Annotated in this window: 14 protein-coding genes; 9 read left to right on the plus strand and 5 right to left on the minus strand. The window is 69.3% G+C overall.

Features of this window, described 5'->3' with window-relative positions; translation table 11 throughout:
• Window positions 1–105: 105 nt before the first annotated feature.
• From ACTZQ5_RS03265 to ACTZQ5_RS03280, 4 genes are all read right to left on the minus strand, one after another.
• Complete coding sequence (locus ACTZQ5_RS03265) at window positions 106–1,179, minus strand: SufD family Fe-S cluster assembly protein (protein WP_443583735.1); 1,074 nt, start codon at window positions 1,177–1,179, stop codon at window positions 106–108.
• Window positions 1,180–1,477: 298 nt separating this feature from the next.
• On the minus strand, window positions 1,478–2,221 hold the full coding sequence (gene sufC, locus ACTZQ5_RS03270) for a Fe-S cluster assembly ATPase SufC (protein ID WP_443583736.1): 744 nt from the start codon (window positions 2,219–2,221) through the stop codon (window positions 1,478–1,480).
• 120 nt (window positions 2,222–2,341) lie between these two features.
• Window positions 2,342–3,817, minus strand: coding sequence for a Fe-S cluster assembly protein SufB (gene sufB, locus ACTZQ5_RS03275; protein ID WP_443583737.1), 1,476 nt, complete (start codon window positions 3,815–3,817; stop codon window positions 2,342–2,344).
• Window positions 3,818–3,819: 2 nt separating this feature from the next.
• Complete coding sequence (locus tag ACTZQ5_RS03280; protein ID WP_443583738.1) at window positions 3,820–4,260, minus strand: SUF system Fe-S cluster assembly regulator; 441 nt, start codon at window positions 4,258–4,260, stop codon at window positions 3,820–3,822.
• 418 nt (window positions 4,261–4,678) lie between these two features.
• On the opposite strand from ACTZQ5_RS03280, the gene ACTZQ5_RS03285 reads away from it, so the two are divergent.
• The 4 genes from ACTZQ5_RS03285 (at window position 4,679) to ACTZQ5_RS03300 (ending at window position 9,858) form a co-directional block, all read left to right on the plus strand.
• Window positions 4,679–5,704 carry a quinone-dependent dihydroorotate dehydrogenase gene (locus ACTZQ5_RS03285; protein ID WP_443584131.1) on the plus strand — a complete coding sequence of 342 codons (1,026 nt, stop codon included), beginning with the start codon at window positions 4,679–4,681 and terminating at the stop codon, window positions 5,702–5,704.
• 40 nt (window positions 5,705–5,744) lie between these two features.
• Window positions 5,745–7,496, plus strand: coding sequence for a gamma-glutamyltransferase (ggt, locus tag ACTZQ5_RS03290; RefSeq protein ID WP_443583739.1), 1,752 nt, complete (start codon window positions 5,745–5,747; stop codon window positions 7,494–7,496).
• 47 nt (window positions 7,497–7,543) lie between these two features.
• Window positions 7,544–9,331 (plus strand): AMP-dependent synthetase/ligase, encoded by a 1,788-nt coding sequence (locus ACTZQ5_RS03295; protein ID WP_443583740.1) that lies wholly within the window; start codon window positions 7,544–7,546, stop codon window positions 9,329–9,331.
• A 152-nt stretch (window positions 9,332–9,483) separates the two neighbouring features.
• A complete protein-coding gene (locus ACTZQ5_RS03300; RefSeq protein ID WP_443583741.1) occupies window positions 9,484–9,858 on the plus strand; it encodes an endonuclease domain-containing protein in 375 nt (124 codons plus the stop codon).
• Window positions 9,859–9,935: 77 nt separating this feature from the next.
• Here ACTZQ5_RS03300 and ACTZQ5_RS03305 read toward each other — a convergent pair whose 3' ends face one another.
• Window positions 9,936–12,827, minus strand: a complete 2,892-nt coding sequence (locus ACTZQ5_RS03305; protein ID WP_443583742.1) for a M16 family metallopeptidase — start codon at window positions 12,825–12,827, stop codon at window positions 9,936–9,938.
• A gap of 154 nt (window positions 12,828–12,981) precedes the next feature.
• On the opposite strand from ACTZQ5_RS03305, the gene ACTZQ5_RS03310 reads away from it, so the two are divergent.
• The 5 genes from ACTZQ5_RS03310 to ACTZQ5_RS03330 all read left to right on the plus strand — a co-directional run bounded on the left by ACTZQ5_RS03310 (window position 12,982) and on the right by ACTZQ5_RS03330 (window position 16,347).
• Window positions 12,982–13,812: an aspartyl/asparaginyl beta-hydroxylase domain-containing protein gene (locus tag ACTZQ5_RS03310; protein WP_443583743.1), complete on the plus strand. Its 831-nt coding sequence runs from the start codon at window positions 12,982–12,984 to the stop codon at window positions 13,810–13,812.
• Between the two features lie 199 nt (window positions 13,813–14,011).
• A complete protein-coding gene (locus tag ACTZQ5_RS03315) occupies window positions 14,012–14,584 on the plus strand; it encodes a NifU family protein (RefSeq protein ID WP_443583744.1) in 573 nt (190 codons plus the stop codon).
• Window positions 14,584–15,177 (plus strand): malonic semialdehyde reductase, encoded by a 594-nt coding sequence (locus ACTZQ5_RS03320; protein WP_443583745.1) that lies wholly within the window; start codon window positions 14,584–14,586, stop codon window positions 15,175–15,177. Before ACTZQ5_RS03315 ends, ACTZQ5_RS03320 begins: the two co-directional genes overlap by 1 nt.
• Window positions 15,178–15,241: 64 nt before the next feature.
• Window positions 15,242–15,880 carry a tRNA (adenosine(37)-N6)-threonylcarbamoyltransferase complex dimerization subunit type 1 TsaB gene (gene tsaB / locus ACTZQ5_RS03325; RefSeq protein WP_443583746.1) on the plus strand — a complete coding sequence of 213 codons (639 nt, stop codon included), beginning with the start codon at window positions 15,242–15,244 and terminating at the stop codon, window positions 15,878–15,880.
• Window positions 15,880–16,347 carry a GNAT family N-acetyltransferase gene (locus ACTZQ5_RS03330; protein WP_443583747.1) on the plus strand — a complete coding sequence of 156 codons (468 nt, stop codon included), beginning with the start codon at window positions 15,880–15,882 and terminating at the stop codon, window positions 16,345–16,347. Before tsaB ends, ACTZQ5_RS03330 begins: the two co-directional genes overlap by 1 nt.
• The last annotated feature ends 23 nt before the right edge of the window (window positions 16,348–16,370 follow it).

Genomic DNA, 16,370 nt, shown 5'->3' on the forward strand with positions numbered 1-16,370 from the left:
GCGTGACGGAGGGGCAGCCAAGCAGCCATGCTGCCTGCGGCTGCCCCTCCACCATGCTGCGCATGGTCCCCCTCCCCGTACCGGGGAGGATTGAGGACAGCCCGCTCACAGCGCTTGCTCCAGCCACGCATCGGCATCCGCCGCGAACGCCTCGCGCACCTGCTCGTCCGCGATGCGGTCCAGCGCATCCGCCACGAACGCCCGCGTCAGCAGCGCCTTGGCCCGTGCTGCCGGGATACCGCGGCTTTGCATGTAGAACAGCGCGCGTGCGTCGAGTTCGCCGACCGTCGCGCCATGCGCGCATTTCACGTCGTCGGCGAAGATCTCCAGTTCGGGCTTCAGGTTCACCGTCGCGGTGCGCTGGAGCAGCAGGCCGCGCAGCGACTGTTCGCCGTCGGTCTTCTGCGCATCGCGCGCGACCTCGACCGCGGCGGCGAGGCTGACGGTGGAGCGATCGGCGGCGACGGCCCGCCACAGCTGGTGGCTCTGCCCGTTGGGCTTGGCGTGGCGGACGCGCACGGCGCATTCCTGCCGCTGCGCATCGCGGGTCAGCAGCGCGCCGCCGAGTTCCGCATAGGCGCCGTCGCCCTCCAGCGTCAGCGCGGCATCGAAACGCGTGCCGGCCGCCGTGGCGCCGAGCGCGACGGAGACGAAACTCGCCGCCTCGCCGATCGTCACCTCGTCGCGAGTCGAAACGAAGCCCGCCGACTGCACGACGCGCACCGACCGCATGACGCGGGCGCCCTTGCCGAGATCGAAGCGGGTCAGCGCGTTCGACCAGCCGGCGCCGGCATAGCTTTCCACCAGGGTCAGCACCGCATCCTCGCCGACCGTGATGACGAGCGGCATGTGGCTGTCCTCACCGGCGTTGACGCGGACGATCTCCACGGTCGTGACGGTGCGGGGTGCGAGCGTCAGGCGATGCCCCTGCCCTGCGGCAAAGCGCGCGAGAGCGTGATCGCTGTCGATGGAACCGCTCTCGATCGACAGGTCGCCGGGGCGGCTGGAGTCGGTGTCGAGACGACCGTCGACGAACACGAGCCGATCCGCATCGGCCAGGATCGCCGCCGGCACCGCTGCCGGGGTCGGCGGCAGCGCACGCGCGGCTTCCAGCGCGGGCATGTCGGCCCAGCGGAACAGCTCGTTACGGGGCGTGGGCAGGTCGAGGACGGCGGTCATGCGGCGAGGCCCGGCAGAGGATGTTCACGCGAAGACGCGAAGACGCGAAGCGAAGAAGGGTTTCGTTCGCGCGGAGGCGCGGAGGCGCGGAGAAGAAGAGGAGAGATGCTGCCTGCGGCGCTATGATCCTGGTCGCGCGTCAGCGCTTTCGCCCCGGATGCGACGGTCCGCGAGAGCGTATCACCAGCGACGCGCCCTCCGCGCCTCCGCGCCTCCGCGTGAACAAAAAGGCCGCCGGGTAGCGACACGCTCGCCCTACGCACACCCTCTTCGCGGCTTCGCGGCTTCGCGTGAATCATCACGCCACCACCCCGGCATAGCCTTCGCGTTCCAGTTCGCGCGCCAGGTCGGCGCCGCCGGAGCGGACGATGCGGCCGTCCGCCAGCACGTGGACGTGGTCGGGCTGCACATAGTCGAGCAGGCGCTGGTAGTGGGTGATGAGCAGCACCGCCTTGTCGGGCGCGCGCATGATGCGGTTGATGCCGTCGCCGACGATGCGCAGCGCGTCGATGTCGAGCCCGGAATCCGTTTCGTCGAGGATCGCGAACCTGGGATCGACGACGCCCATCTGCACCATCTCGTTGCGCTTCTTCTCGCCGCCCGAGAAGCCGACGTTGACCGGGCGCTTCAGCATCTCGGCGTCCATGTCGAGCTTCTTCGCCTCCTCGCGCGCGAGGCGCAGGAATTCGGCGCCCGACAGCGGCTTTTCGTCGCGGGTCGCGCGCTGGGCGTTCAAGGCCTCGCGCAGGAACTGGACGTTGCTGACGCCGGGGATCTCGACCGGATATTGGAAGCCGAGGAACAGGCCGGCGGCTGCGCGCTCGTTGGGTTCGAGTTCGAGCAGGTCCTGTCCGGCGAAGGTGATCGAGCCCCCGGTCACCTCGTAACCGGGCCGGCCGCCGAGGACATAGCCGAGCGTCGACTTGCCCGCGCCGTTCGGCCCCATGATCGCATGGATCTCGCCCGCGTTGACGGTGAGGCTGAGGCCCTTGAGGATCGGCTTGCCGTCGATTTCGGCATGGAGGTTTTCAATCTTGAGCATCTTCTATCCTTTAAGCCCCTCCCCTTCAGGGGAGGGGTTTGGGGGTGGGGCGTGTCTCACCGAGACCTCCGCCCGCGTCCCCCACCCCAACCCCTCCCCTGCAGGGGAGGGGCTCGACCATCATCCCACGCTGCCTTCGAGCGAAATCCCCAGCAGCTTCTGCGCCTCGACGGCGAACTCCATCGGCAGCTGTTGCAGCACCTCGCGCGCGAAGCCGTTGACGATCAGCGCGACCGCCGCCTCCTGATCCAGCCCGCGGCTCATCGCATAGAACAGCTGGTCCTCGCTGATCTTCGACGTCGTCGCCTCATGCTCGATCTGCGCGCTCGGGTTCTTGACCTCGATGTACGGCACGGTGTGCGCACCGCACTGGTCGCCCAGGAGCAGGCTGTCGCACTGCGTGAAGTTGCGGACGTTCTCCGCGGTCGGCGCGACGCGCACCAGGCCGCGATAGGTGTTGTCGGAGCGGCCGGCGCTGATCCCCTTCGACACGATGGTCGACCTGGTGTTCCGCCCCAAGTGGATCATCTTGGTGCCGGTGTCCGCCTGCTGGCGGTTGTTGGTCACCGCGACCGAATAGAATTCGCCGACGCTGTTTTCGCCCGCGAGCACGCAGCTGGGGTATTTCCAGGTGATCGCGCTGCCGGTTTCGACCTGCGTCCACGACACCTTGCTGTTCCGGCCCTGGCAGAGCGCGCGCTTGGTGACGAAATTGTAGATGCCGCCGAGGCCGTTCTCGTCGCCGGGATACCAATTCTGCACGGTCGAATATTTGATCTCGGCATCGTCCAGCGCGACCAGTTCGACCACCGCGGCGTGGAGCTGGTTCTCGTCGCGCATCGGCGCGGTGCAGCCTTCGAGATAGCTGACGTACGCCCCCTTGTCGGCGACGATCAGCGTGCGTTCGAACTGGCCGGTGTTCTCCGCATTGATGCGGAAATAGGTCGACAGCTCCATCGGGCAGCGCACGCCCTCCGGAATGTAGACGAAGGTGCCGTCCGAAAAGACCGCACTGTTGAGCGTGGCGAAATAATTGTCGCGCTGGGGCACGACCTTGCCGAGCCATTTGCGCACGAGGTCGGGATATTCGCGGATCGCTTCGCTGATCGAGCGGAAGATGACGCCGGCGGCCTCCAGCTCCTTGCGGAAGGTGGTGGCCACCGACACGCTGTCGAACACCGCGTCGACCGCGACGCGGCGCTTGGGCTCCGACCCGTCGTCGACGCCGGCGAGCATCTTCTGCTCCTCCAGCGGGATGCCGAGCTTTTCGTAGACGCGCAGGATTTCGGGATCGACCTCGTCAAGGCTGCCGAGCTTCGGCTTCGCCTTGGGCTCGGCGTAATAATAGGCGTCCTGATAGTCGATCGGCGGCACGTTGAGCTTGGCCCAGTCCGGCGCCTCCAGCGTCTGCCACAGGCGGAAGGCCTTGAGGCGCCAGTCGAGCATCCATTCGGGCTCGTTCTTCTTGGCGCTGATGTAGCGGACGGTGTCTTCGCTCAGCCCCTTGGGCGCGAAGTCCTGCTCGATATCGGAGGTGAAGCCCCATTCGTAGGTCTTGGAGACGGCCGCATAGGCTTCGGCGTTCTTGGTGGCCATGGTTACACCTGTTCGGGAACGCGCGCGGGCGAGGCCGGTGCGCGGGAGAGATGGGCGAGGGAGACGCCGGCGAGCGCACCGCGCACCGCTTCGTTGACGACGCCCCAGTGCGGGCGGACCTGGCAATTGCCCTCGATCGCGCAATCGTGGCGGCTGCCCTCGACGCAGGAGGTCATCTGGATCGGCCCCTCCACCGCCTCGACGATATCGGCGAGGCTGATCGCCGAGGGGGGACGCGACAGGCGGAAGCCGCCACCGGTGCCGCGCGCGCTTGCGATCAGGCCGGCAGCGGAGAGGCGGCTGACCAGCTTCTGCGCGGTCGGCAGCGGCACGCCGGTTTCCTCGGCGAGCAGGGTCGCGTTCAGCCGTCCCGCCCCGCCGCAATGGCGCGCGGCGGCGGACATCATCACGACCGCATAATCGGCGAGGCTGGAAAGGCGCATGGCTCCGAACTGTATGTCGCGCGCGGCTGTTGAGAACCGGTCGCAAATCGGATCAATTCGATCCGATTGCCAGATAGGCTTTTGTGCGCCGCGGTCAAGCGCGGGAAAGGCGATCAGTGTGAGTGGATGCCGGTGCCCCCCTCATCCCGTCATCCCCGCGGAGGCGGGGATCCATACGGGCTGCCCTCTCGCTTCCATTCACCGCGACGTGATTATGGATCCCCGCCTCCGCGGGGATGACGAAGGGGGGAAGCACGTCTCCCCGTCATCCCGGCGAACGCCGGGACCCATGGACGCACTCGGCTGGCGATGGCGTATATCCCGGCACCTTCATCCCCTCCATGGGTCCCGACGTTCGTCGGGATGACGGGAGGGGGGCACTTTGACGTCTGCGCGCTGCGATGCGATGGGCATCGCCATGTCCTATGCCCTTCGTCCGCTGCTGTTCGCCCTCGACGCCGAGCGGGCGCATGCTTTGACCCTGAAGGCGCTGGCGGTGCGCGCCAGGCTGCCCTTCCCGGCGGTGCGTCACGACCGGCGGCTCGCGACGCGGATCGGCGCGCTCACCTTCGCCAATCCGCTCGGCGTCGCGGCGGGGCTCGACAAGGACGGGGTCGCGATCGAGGGGCTGTTCGGCCTCGGCTTCGGCGCAGTGGAGATCGGCACGCTCACGCCCGTGCCGCAGGCGGGCAACCCCCGCCCGCGGCTGTTCCGGCTGGTCGCCGACCGCGCCGTGGTCAACCGGATGGGCTTCAACAACGGCGGCCTTGAGGCCGGCCTCGCCCGCGCCAAAGGGGCACGCCGCGGCACCGGACGGCTCGGCATCAACGTCGGCGCCAACAAGGATGCGACCGACCGCATCGCCGATTACGTCGCCGGCGTGTCGGCAGCGGCGCCGATCGCCGACTACGTCACGATCAACATCTCCTCACCCAACACGCCCGGCCTGCGCGACCTCCAGCATGGCGCGGCGCTCGCCGAACTGCTGGCGGCCTGCACGGAAGCGCGCGGCGACACCCCCCTCTTCCTCAAGATCGCGCCCGATCTCGACGCAGGCGCGATCGACGGCATCGTCCGCGCGGCGATCGGGCAGCGGATCGACGCGATCGTGATGGGCAACACCACCATATCGCGCCCGCCGCTGCGCAGCCCGCATGCCGCCGAGACGGGCGGCCTGTCGGGTGCGCCGCTCGCCGCGCTCGCCCGGCAGCGGCTCGCCGACGTACGCAGCGCGAGCGGCGGCGGCATCGCGCTGGTCGCCGCCGGCGGGATCGACAGCGGGGCGGAAGCCTATGCCCGCATCCGGGCAGGTGCCGCCTTCGTGCAGCTCTATTCGGCGCTGATCTATGCGGGGCCGGGACTGGCGCGGCGCATCCTCGTCGATCTTGCCGCCTGCCTTGCCCGCGACGGCTTCGCGCGGGTGGAGGACGCCGTGGCGGCGTAACCGCTTGCCCTCGCCGGGCCAGCCGTTAGGTTTTGCGGCGATGAAGACCCTGATCGCGCTCGCGGCGGCCTCGTTCGCCTGCACCCCCGCTCTGGCCAAGGCGCCGATCGTCAAGGCCCCCATCGCCAGGACCCCGACCATCGGGGCGCCGGGCATGGTCAGCGCCGCCGACCCGCGCGCGGTCGCCGCCGGTGTCGAGATCCTGAAGGCGGGCGGCACCGCCACCGATGCGGCGATCGCGACGATGCTGGCGCTGAACGTCGTCGAGCCGCAGAGTTCCGGCATCGGCGGCGGCAGCTTCTGGGTCAGCCATGCGGCGAAGAGCGGCACGGTGACGACGATCGACGCGCGCGAGACCGCGCCTCACGCGGCCACCCCGCGTTGGTTCTATACCGCGGACGGCACGCCGCTGACCCATGCGGAGGCGGTGCCGGGCGGGCGCAGCGTCGGCGTGCCGGGCGCGCTGCGCGGCATGGCGCTGGCGCACCGCCAGTCGGGCCGGCTGCCCTGGGCGCGGCTGTTCCAGCCGGCGATCCGGCTGGCGCGCGACGGGTTCAAGGTCAGCCCGCGCTTCCGCAATTCGGCGGAATCGTTCGGCGGGCATCTGACGCCGGAGGCCGATGCCACGTTCAAGGTCGGCGCCGACGGCATCCTGCGCAACCCGGCGCAGGCGGCGCTGCTGACCCGGATCGCCGCGCACGGCCCCGACAGCTTCTACGTCGGTCCGCAGGCGCAAAAGCTGGTGACGACGGTCAACACCGCCACGCGCAACCCGTCGCAGATGACCACCGGCGATCTCGCCAGCTACGAGGCGAAGCCGCGCGATCCCGTCTGCGTGCCGTATCGCAGCTACCGCATCTGCGGCATGGGGCCGCCCTCGTCGGGCGGGGTCACCGTGCTGATGATCCTCAAGCAGCTCGAACGCTTCGATATGGGCAAGCTCGGCAAGGATTCGCCGGTCGCCTGGCACCTGTTCGCCGAAAGCTCGCGCCTCGCGTACGCCGATCGCAACCTGTACGTCGGCGATCCCGATTACGTGCGCGTGCCGATCGAGGGCATGCTCGATCCCGCCTATCTGGCATCGCGCTCCGCCTTGATCTCCCCCGACACGACGCTGGCCAAGGTCACCGCCGGGACGCCGCCGGGCGCGCCCGCCCGCACGCCGGCGCCGGTCAGCGAGGTCGCCGGCACCACCGACCTCGCCGTCGCCGATCGCGACGGCAACGTCGTCGAGGTGACGACCACCGTCGAGGGGCCGTTCGGGTCGGGGCTGGTGGTCGACGGCACCGTGCTCAACAACGAACTGACCGATTTTGACATCGTGCCGGTGGATGCAGGTTACCTCGTCGCCAACCGCGTCGAGGGCGGCAAGCGGCCGCGCAGTTCGATGGCGCCGACGATCGTCTATGACGCATCCGGCAAGGTCCGCCTCGCCCTCGGCGCGGCGGGCGGGTCGACGATCATCGCGCAGATCGCCAAGGCGCTGATCGGCGTGCTCGACTGGAACCTCTCCGCGGAGGATGCGATCCGGCTCGGCCTCGTCTACGCGCCCGGGCCGGTCGCGACGCTGGAGGCGGGAACGCCCGCCGCCACCCTGCAACCGGCGCTGGCGAAGCTTGGCGAACGGACGCAGGTCGCGCCATTGGGGCTGAAGGCGAACGCGATCGAATGGCGCGGCGGCCGCTGGGTCGGTGCCGCCGACCCGCGCAGCGAAGGCGTCGCGATCGGCGAGGACGGCCGCATCGCCCGGCCGCAGCCGATGGCACCGGTCGCCAACCGCCCGTCCGAATAGATACGGCAGGCCGGCGAACGGCCGCCCCCTCCCCGGGAGAGAGACCCATGCGTAGCCTCGAATATTTCCCCAACCTCGTCACCCTGTTCTTCACCCGCGCGCGCGAGAAGGGCGATGCCCCGTTCCTGTGGAGCAAGACCGGCGGCCAGTGGGTGGCGATCAGCTGGGCCGAGGCGGCGCGCCAGGTCGCGAGCCTCGCCGCCGGCCTGAAGGCGATCGGGATGAAGCCGGGTGACCGGGTGATGCTGGTCAGCGAGAACCGGCCGGAATGGGCGATCTCCGACCTCGCGATCATGGCGGCGGGCTGCGTGACGGTGCCGACCTACATCACCAACACCGAGCGCGACCATGCGCATATCATCGCCGATTCGGGCGCCTGCGCGATCATCGTATCCACCGACAAGCTGGCCAAGACGCTGCTGACCGCGGTGCTGCGGTCCAACCAGGGGCAGACGGTAATCGGCATCGACCCGATGCGCGCGCCCTCGGGCAGCATCGACTTCCACGACTGGCGCCAGCTGATCGCCGATCATCCGATCGACCCGGAGGTGACGGCCGCGCAGGCGACGTTCGGCCGGAACGATCTTGCCTGCATCATCTATACCAGCGGCACCGGCGGCGCGCCGCGCGGGGTGATGCAGCACCACGGCGCGATCCTGCACAACGTCAAGGGCTGCGCCGCGGTCATTTCCGAGGATTTCGGCTGGGACGACGAGGTGTTCCTGTCCTTCCTCCCCCTCTCCCACGCCTATGAGCATACCGGGGGGCAGCATTTCCCGATCGGATTGGGCGGCCAGATCTATTATGCCGAGGGCCTCGACAAGCTCGCCGCCAATATCGAGGAGGTGCGCCCGACGATCATGTTCGTCGTCCCCCGCCTGTTCGAGGTGCTGCGCACCCGGATCAGCAAGGCGATCGAGAAGCAGGGCGGCACGTCCGCCTACCTGCTCGACAAGGCGCTCGACATCGGCGTCAAGGAGAACGAAGGCCGCGTGCGCCTGTCCGACCGGCCGGCGCAGTTGCTGGTCCGCACCCTCTTCCGACCCAAGATCGCGAAGAAGTTCGGCGGCCGGATGAAGGCGATGGTGTCCGGCGGTGCGCCGCTGACGCCGGAGGTCGGGCTGTTCTTCCAGGCGCTCGGCCTCACCTTCCTGCAAGGCTATGGGCAGACCGAGGCGGCGCCGGTGATCTCGTGCAACCGGCCCAGGGTCGGCGTGCGGATGGACTCGGTCGGCCCGCCGCTCGACGATACCGAGGTCAGGATCGCGCCCGATGGCGAGATCCTGGTGCGCGGCGAACTCGTCATGCACGGCTATTGGCGCAACCAGGCGGAGACCGACCGCGTGCTGAAGGACGGCTGGCTGCACACCGGCGATATCGGCGAATTCGACGACAAGGGTCGCCTGAGGATCACCGACCGCAAGAAGGACCTCATCATCAACGACAAGGGCGAGAATGTCGCCCCGCAGAAGATCGAGGGGATGCTGACGTTGCAGCCCGAGATCGTGCAGGCGATGATCGCCGGCGACCGGCGGCCCTATATGGTCGCGCTGGTCGTGCCCGACCCCGAATGGACGCAGGAATGGTGCGCGGCCAACGGCACCTCCTGCAAGTTCGAGCGCCTTGCCGAAAACAGCGAATATCGCACCGCGATTGGGCATGCGATCGAACGGGTGAACAAGGACCTGTCGGTCACCGAACGCATCCGCCGCTTCGTGCTGGCCGACGCGCCCTTCGCTATCGAGAACGAGCAGCTGACGCCCAGCCTGAAGATCCGCCGGCACGTGATCCGGGGGGTGTACGGCGAGCGGCTGGATGCGCTGTACAAGGGGTGAGGATCGGGGATCGAAGGTGAGCGCATCGCCTACCTCCCCCTCCGTCACGCCTTCGGCGCGCCACCTCCCCCTGGCGGGGGAGGGGTGAAAGGAGGTCCTCCCCCGCCAGGGGGAGGTGGCAGCGCGGAGCGCTGACGGAGGGGGAGGTAAGCATGAAGCTGGGTGGCTCGAAGCAGAACCTCGCTGACGCCAAAGGCCTCCGTAGAACCCTGACGCTGCCGGAGATCATCCTCTGGCGGGAACTACGCCAACTGCCTGTCCGCGTCCGCAAGCAGGTTCCCGCCGATCCCTATGTTCTCGACTTCTACTGCGCAAAAGCTCGCCTCGTCATTGAAGTCGACGGAGAGGCCCACAGCCGTGGCAACCGGCCGTGCCGTGACGCAGCACGCGACGCGTGGCTCGCCGAACGAGGCATCGCCACCTTGCGCATCCCCGCGGTAGACGTGCTGCGGAAATTGGACGCGGTGATGCGCCTGATCCTCGCAGAGCTGGCCGCCCGCGGAACCACCCCCTCCACCACCCGCTGACGCGGGCGGTCCCCCTCCCCCGCTACGCGAGGGAGGACTTGCCTTGTCGCTGCCCCCGGCCGGGGATAAGCGCCCGCCTACTTCCCCTTCTTCGGCAGCACCGCGAGCGTCCAGTCCTTCTCCGGCACCAGATATTTCGCCGCGGTCGCCTGCAGCACGTCGGGCGTCACGTCGCCGAAGTCGCGGCCGAGGTGGCGGATGGCGTCGAACCGCCGCTCGTCATAGGCGCCGCCCGACAGTTCGCGCAGCCAGAACAGGCTGCTGGTCGAGGCGCGGGCGTAATATTGCTGCAACGGCCCCTTGATGCGGGCGAGCTCGTCCGCGCTCACCGGGTTCTTGGCGAGGTCGGCGGCGATCTCGCGTGAGAGGCGGAAGAACAGCGGCACGTTGGCGGGCGCGACCTGGCTGATCGCCATCAGGCGGCCGCCGCCGGGCAGGCCCTTGGGCCATTGGCTGGCGACGCCGGGGCTGTAGCTCGCCCCCGCGGCCTGGCGCATCCGCTCGAACAATCGGTCACTGAACACCTGCGCCAGCACGTCGAGACGCCGCGACTCTGCGATGTCGGCGAGGCCGGCACCCGTCGGCCAGGCGATCACCGCACTCGCCTGGTTATCGGGGCCGTTGTGGTAGCGGAGCACCGGCGTCGCGACATGCGCGGGGAAGTTGACCGGCGGCGGCGCCGTATCGGTGACGGTGCGCGGCGGCAGCGCGCCCAGGCTCTTCGCCACCGCGGCGATCGCCTCGTCCGTCTTGACGTCGCCGAACACGTCGACCTCGATCGGCCCGCTCGCCAGCAGCGGCGCCCAGAACGCCTTGAACCGGGCCGGCGTCAGCGCATCCACCGCCTTGGCATCCGGAGTCTGCCAGCGCGGATCGCCGGCATGCAGCAATCCTTCCAAGTCGCGCGACAGCACGCCGTCGGCCGAGGAATCATAGCCGGGGATCGCGGTGAGCGCCGCCGACTTGGCCCGTGCGACCGGCGCCGCATCCCAGCGCGGCTGGCCGAGCTTCGCCGCGACCAGGGTCAGTTCGTCGGCATAATCCTTGGGGCTGGAAAGCGCCGCGATCGAGAAGGTATCCTCGTCGATCCCGAAATCGAGGCCGAGCTGGCGACCGGCGGTGAGCTGGTCGAGGTCGTTCTGGCCGAGATTGCCGATGCCGCTTTCCATCAGGGCGAGGTCGCCGGCCCAGGCGGGGCTCGGCCGGTCGGCGGGCAAGGCATTGTAGCCGCGCCCGAAGCGCACGCGCACGAACACGCGGCCGGTGTCGTCGGGATTGGCGAACACCAGCATGCGCACGCCGTTGGAGAACACCACCTTCTCCGCCGGCAGCCCCGTGATCGGCGTGCGGCTGGTGACGGTGGCCGGGGCGCCGAGCGCCGGCAGCTTGCTGAAATCCACCGCCGCCTGTGCCGCGCGCTTGATCGTCAGCGTCGACACATCCGCCTTCAGCGCGGCGGCAAGCTTTTCCGCCGTGCCCTTCTCGGCGGTGCGGGTGTTGACCAGGGCGCGCGTCGCATCGCCGCGGAAGATCTTCTTGGTGGAGGCGAGCACGGCGGCGGGATTGAACATCCCCTTGGTCTTCGCATCGACCAGGATGTCGTAGCTGTTCTGCGGCGCGGTCACCGTTTCGCGGATGTCGAGCGCACCGGCCATGTCGTCGGCCTGCTTGGCGCTCGCCTCGACCCGCGCGGTTTCGACGCCGTTGCGCATCGCGACCTCGTAATCGGCATATTCGCGATCGATCTCCGCCTGGGTCGGCGGCGATTTCTCGGCATCGGCGATCACCGCGCGCACGTCCTTCAGCGCCTGTTCCCACTGGTCGCCGACCGGCAGGATCGTCACCGTCGTCATGTTCGCCGACCGCGACCGGTCGTCGAGGTCGACGCTCGCCTGCACGAAACTGGCGCCGGCGCGCGCGCGCCGCTCCAGGCGGCGGCTGATGACCTTGGCGGCGATGGTGTCGACCATCCGCTTCTGGTTGAACAGCTTGGTGTCGTCATTGTACTGCCAGGGCCGCATCACGCCCATCAGCACCAGCGGCGGCAGGCCGGGTTCGACGATGGTCGCGGAGGTCGGCTGCTTGGCATCGGGCTTGCCGAAATCGGGATCGGCGGGATTGGCGCCATGGCCCTGCCAGCCGGCGAAATGCTTGGTGACCAGCTGGGCGAGCTGGGCTGCATCCATATCGCCCGAGATGATGACGACCGCGCGTTCGGGGCGATACCAGCGATCGTGGAACGCCTTGATGCTGGCCCCCGTGGCGGCGTCCAGCGTCTCGACGGTGCCGATCGGCGACCGGTCGGCGAGCGGCTGCCCGGCGAAGAACAGGCCGTTCATCGCATCCTGCAACTTCACCTGCGGCCCGGGCTGTTCGCGACGTTCTGCAAGGACGATAGGCCGCTCGGCCGACACCGCGGCATCGGTGAGCGTCGGCTGCGCCATCATCCCCGACAGGATCTTGAGGCTTTCGTCGATCGTCTCGGGCGTCGCGGACGGCAGGTCGAGCTTGTAGAGCGTCTGCGTCGGCGTGGTGGAGGCGTTGCTGTCCGACCCGAAGGTCGCGCCGAACCGCTGCCACACCCGCTTCGCCTCGCCGTCCGGCACATATTCGGACCCGCGGAAGGAGAGATGCTCGATGAAGTGCGCGTAGCCCCGCTCGCTGTCCTTTTCGTTGAGCGAGCCGGCATCGATGCGGACCCGGATCGAGATCTGCCCCGGCGGCACGTCGTTCTTGCGCACCGCATAGCGCAGGCCGTTGGGCAAGGTGCCGAACACCCAGGCGGGGTCGTGCGGCAGATCGCTGCCCTTGTAGAGCCATGGCGCGGGATCGACCTTGACCGCCGGCGCCGCCGCGGCGGGTGCAGCGGATGCCGGTGCCTTGGCGGGGGGTGCCTTGGTCTGGGCGACGACCGCCGAGGTAAGGGCGAGAACGAGAACGGGCGCGAACGCGCGGGAAAGGAACGCCATGACCCGCCTGTAGCGATTGCCGCCGCCCGCCGCCAGCATCGTGCCCCATCCTCCTCGTTTCGGACATCATTTCGCCCCGGTACGGGGTTAGCAGGCAGGCAACGGCAGCGGCCCCGGGGGAAACGGCGGGCCGAATTCGATGATGGTGCATGCGATGACGACCCGAACCGAAGAGACGCCGCCCGCAATGTGGCGGGAATCCGGCAGCGCGCCGGTGGTGCGGCAGCAGCAGCGGGGGCGGCCACGACCGATGCAGGCCGAGCGCGGGCGACCGCTCATCATCCGCGTCGGCAAGCATCTGCGCGGCGTGTTCGACCGGCTGATCGCGGCATCGTCGCTGGTCGCCAACGATCCGGTGCTCGACGTTCGCGACTTCGCCTGGACCGCGCTGCTCCGCGACCATTGGCGCGAGATCCGCGACGAGGCGATGCGCGTCGCCGCCCACGGCCAGGCGCCGAGCCTCGCCACCATATCCCCCGATCACCGCTCGATCGCGGAGGTCGACAAGTGGCGATCGTTCTTCCTGTGGGGCTACGGCTATCCGATCCCCGACAATCTCGCGCGCTGCCCGGCGACGCGTGCGCTGGTCGAGCGGATCCCCGGCCTCAACAGCGCCTTCTTCTCGATCCTCGCCCCCGGCACGCACATCCCGGCGCATCGCGGCGTGACCAAGGGGCTCATCACCTGCCACCTCGGCCTGATCGTGCCGCGCGACGGCGATGTCCGGATGCGCGTCGCCGACCGCTTCGTCCGCTGGTCGGAGGGCGAGACGCTGGTGTTCGACGACACCTACGACCACGAGGTGTGGAACGACACCAGCGGGACGCGCGTGGTGCTGCTGGTCCAATTCGAGCGGCCGCTGAGGAATCCGGGCAAATGGTTCGCCGACCTGTTCATGGGCTTCGTCAAGCGATCCGCCTTCGTGCAGGAAGCGCGCGCCAACATCGGCAGCTGGAACGCCGCGGTGAAGCAGCTGGAGGTGTGACGCAAAATCCTCCCCGGAACGGGGAGGTGGCGCCGCGCAGCGGTGACGGAGGGGCAGCCGCGGGCCGTGGTTCTGCTTGGCTGCCCCTCCACCAGCTACGCTGGTCCCCCTCCCCGTTCCGGGGAGGATTGAGGGTGCGAAACAATCCCTTTCCCCTCGCGCGCTTGATCGCCTCGCGTCCACGCGCCACATGGGCGCCATGCTGATCGAGACCGAAACCACGCCCAATCCGGCGACCCTCAAGTTCCTGCCCGGCCGCATCGTCATGGATGCCGGCACGCGCGACTTCGCGACGCCCGAGGAAGCGGAGGCGAGCCCGCTCGCCGACATGCTGTTCGCATTGGGCGACGTGACGGGCGTGTTCTTCGGCCGCGACTTCGTGTCGGTCACCGCCGCGCCGGGCGTCGAGTGGGCGGGCCTGAAGCCCGACGTGCTCGCCATCCTGCTCGACCATTTCGCCGCCAACATGCCGCTGTTCCGGCAGGGCAGCGCCGGCTTCAGCGTGCCCGCAGACGACGAGATCACCACCGACGATCCCGCCGATGCCGAGATCGTCGCGCAGATCCGCGAGCTGATCGACACCCGCGTCCGCCCCGCGGTGGCGAACGACGGCGGCGACATCGTCTACCGCGGCTTCGACAAGGGCAAGGTGTTCCTGCGCATGCACGGCGCGTGCGCCGGCTGCCCGTCGTCGACCGCGACGCTGAAGAACGGCATCGAGCAGCTGCTGAAATATTATGTTCCCGAAGTCACCGAAGTGAGGGCCGTCTGATGCGCCAACCCCTGTCCGACGACGCGCTCGACCGCATCTTCCGCACCGCCCGCAGCTACAACGGCTATACCGATCAGCCGGTCGCCGAGGATCAGCTGCACGCGATCTGGGACCTGATGAAATGGGGCCCGACCAGCGCCAACCAATTGCCCGCCCGCCTCGTCTGGTGCGTCAGCGAGGACGCGAAGGCGGAGCTCGCCGCCTGCGTTTCCGACACCAACGCGTCCAAGATCCTGAAGGCGCCGGTCAGCGTCATCATCGCCATGGACGTGGAATTCCACGAGTATCTGCCCGAACTGTTCCCGCATACCGATGCCAAGGCGTGGTTCGACGGCAACACCGAATTGCGCACCGCCTCGGCCTTCCGCAATTCGACGTTGCAGGGCGCCTATTTCATCATCGCCGCGCGCGCGCTCGGCCTCGATACCGGGCCGATGTCGGGCTTCGACCAGGGTGCCGTCGACAAGGCGTTCTTCGCCGACCGGCCGGGTGTGCGCTCCAACTTCATCTCCACCCTGGGCTATGGCGACCCGGCGAGCGTCTACGATCGCCTGCCCCGCCCGGCGTTCGATCGGTTCAACACGATCGCTTGAGGACCCCGCGCGCATCGCGCCTCTTGTTCCACCGGCCGCCGTGCCGCAAAGCAGCGCGACGACCATGACCGACGCCTCCCGTACCCTCGTCATCGATACCGCCACCGCCGCCTGCTCGATCGCGCTGATCGCAGGCGGCACGGTGATCGCCGCGCAGCATCGCGAGGTCGGCCGCGGCCATGCCGAACAGCTGCTGCCGATGATCGCGGACCTGCCGGACGGCGGCCGCGCCGCGCATATCCTGGTCGACGTGGGCCCCGGCAGCTTCACCGGGCTGCGCGTCGGCATCGCCGCGGCGCGCGGGCTGGCGCTCGGCTGGGGGGCGCGCGTGCAGGGCTATTCCAGCCTGTCGCTGATCGCCGCCGCCGCCTTCGCCGCCGGCCATGAGGGCGAGATCGCGGTGATGCTGGAGGGCGGGCATGGCGAGGTCTTCATGCAGGCCTTCGCCGCCGGCCCCCGCCACCTCGATGCGCTCGCCTCGTTGAAGCCGGAGGCGGCGATCGCGGCGCTCGCCGGGCGCCACCCGGTCGGCAACGGCGTGCGCTGGCTGCAACAGGTGGCGCCCGACCTGCACGGCACCCCCGCCCTGCCCCGCGCCGCCGATGCGCCGCTGCTGCCGACGGCGCTGGCGACCCTGCCGCCGCGCCCGCTCTATGGCCGCGCGCCCGATGCCAAGCTGCCGGGCGGGAAGGCGCCGGCCTGATGGCGACGCGCCAGGTCCTGCTGCGCACCGGCGACGCGCGCGACGTCGCCACCGTCGATGCGCTGATGAGTGCCGCCTTCGACCCGCGCTACGGCGAGGCGTGGACGCGCAACCAGTGCATGGGCGTGCTCGCCATGCCCGGCGTGCGGCTGACGCTGGCGCTGGTCGACGACATGCCGGCGGGCTTCGCCATGGTGCGCAGCGTCGCCGACGAGGCCGAGCTGCTGCTGCTCGCGGTCGATCCCGCCCATCGCCGCCGCGGCATCGCCACCGCCCTGCTGCGCGCAGTGATCGCCGAGGCGCAGGCGGGCGGCATCGCCGACCTTCACCTCGAGGTGCGCGCCGGCAATGCCGCGGTCGCCCTGTATACCGCACAGGGCTTCGCCAAGGTCGGCGAACGGCGCGGCTATTATCGCGGCAAGACCGGCCAGGCGTTCGACGCGCACACCTATCGGCGGCCCGTCTAGGCGGTACCGGCCGGCCACCGCCG

Source organism: Sphingomonas cellulosilytica, assembly GCF_052321755.1.
Classification (GTDB): Bacteria; Pseudomonadota; Alphaproteobacteria; order Sphingomonadales; family Sphingomonadaceae; genus Sphingomonas.

Bases quoted from the DNA above. Each gene is read 5' to 3' on its own strand.
- ACTZQ5_RS03265 (WP_443583735.1), bottom strand. From the start codon at position 1,179: ATGACCGCCGTCCTCGACCTGCCCACGCCCCGTAACGAGCTGTTCCGC.
- sufC (WP_443583736.1), bottom strand. From the start codon at position 2,221: ATGCTCAAGATTGAAAACCTCCATGCCGAAATCGACGGCAAGCCGATC.
- sufB (WP_443583737.1), bottom strand. From the start codon at position 3,817: ATGGCCACCAAGAACGCCGAAGCCTATGCGGCCGTCTCCAAGACCTAC.
- ACTZQ5_RS03280 (WP_443583738.1), bottom strand. From the start codon at position 4,260: ATGCGCCTTTCCAGCCTCGCCGATTATGCGGTCGTGATGATGTCCGCC.
- ACTZQ5_RS03285 (WP_443584131.1), top strand. From the start codon at position 4,679: ATGTCCTATGCCCTTCGTCCGCTGCTGTTCGCCCTCGACGCCGAGCGG.
- ggt (WP_443583739.1), top strand. From the start codon at position 5,745: ATGAAGACCCTGATCGCGCTCGCGGCGGCCTCGTTCGCCTGCACCCCC.
- ACTZQ5_RS03295 (WP_443583740.1), top strand. From the start codon at position 7,544: ATGCGTAGCCTCGAATATTTCCCCAACCTCGTCACCCTGTTCTTCACC.
- ACTZQ5_RS03300 (WP_443583741.1), top strand. From the start codon at position 9,484: ATGAAGCTGGGTGGCTCGAAGCAGAACCTCGCTGACGCCAAAGGCCTC.
- ACTZQ5_RS03305 (WP_443583742.1), bottom strand. From the start codon at position 12,827: ATGGCGTTCCTTTCCCGCGCGTTCGCGCCCGTTCTCGTTCTCGCCCTT.
- ACTZQ5_RS03310 (WP_443583743.1), top strand. From the start codon at position 12,982: ATGACGACCCGAACCGAAGAGACGCCGCCCGCAATGTGGCGGGAATCC.
- ACTZQ5_RS03315 (WP_443583744.1), top strand. From the start codon at position 14,012: ATGCTGATCGAGACCGAAACCACGCCCAATCCGGCGACCCTCAAGTTC.
- ACTZQ5_RS03320 (WP_443583745.1), top strand. From the start codon at position 14,584: ATGCGCCAACCCCTGTCCGACGACGCGCTCGACCGCATCTTCCGCACC.
- tsaB (WP_443583746.1), top strand. From the start codon at position 15,242: ATGACCGACGCCTCCCGTACCCTCGTCATCGATACCGCCACCGCCGCC.
- ACTZQ5_RS03330 (WP_443583747.1), top strand. From the start codon at position 15,880: ATGGCGACGCGCCAGGTCCTGCTGCGCACCGGCGACGCGCGCGACGTC.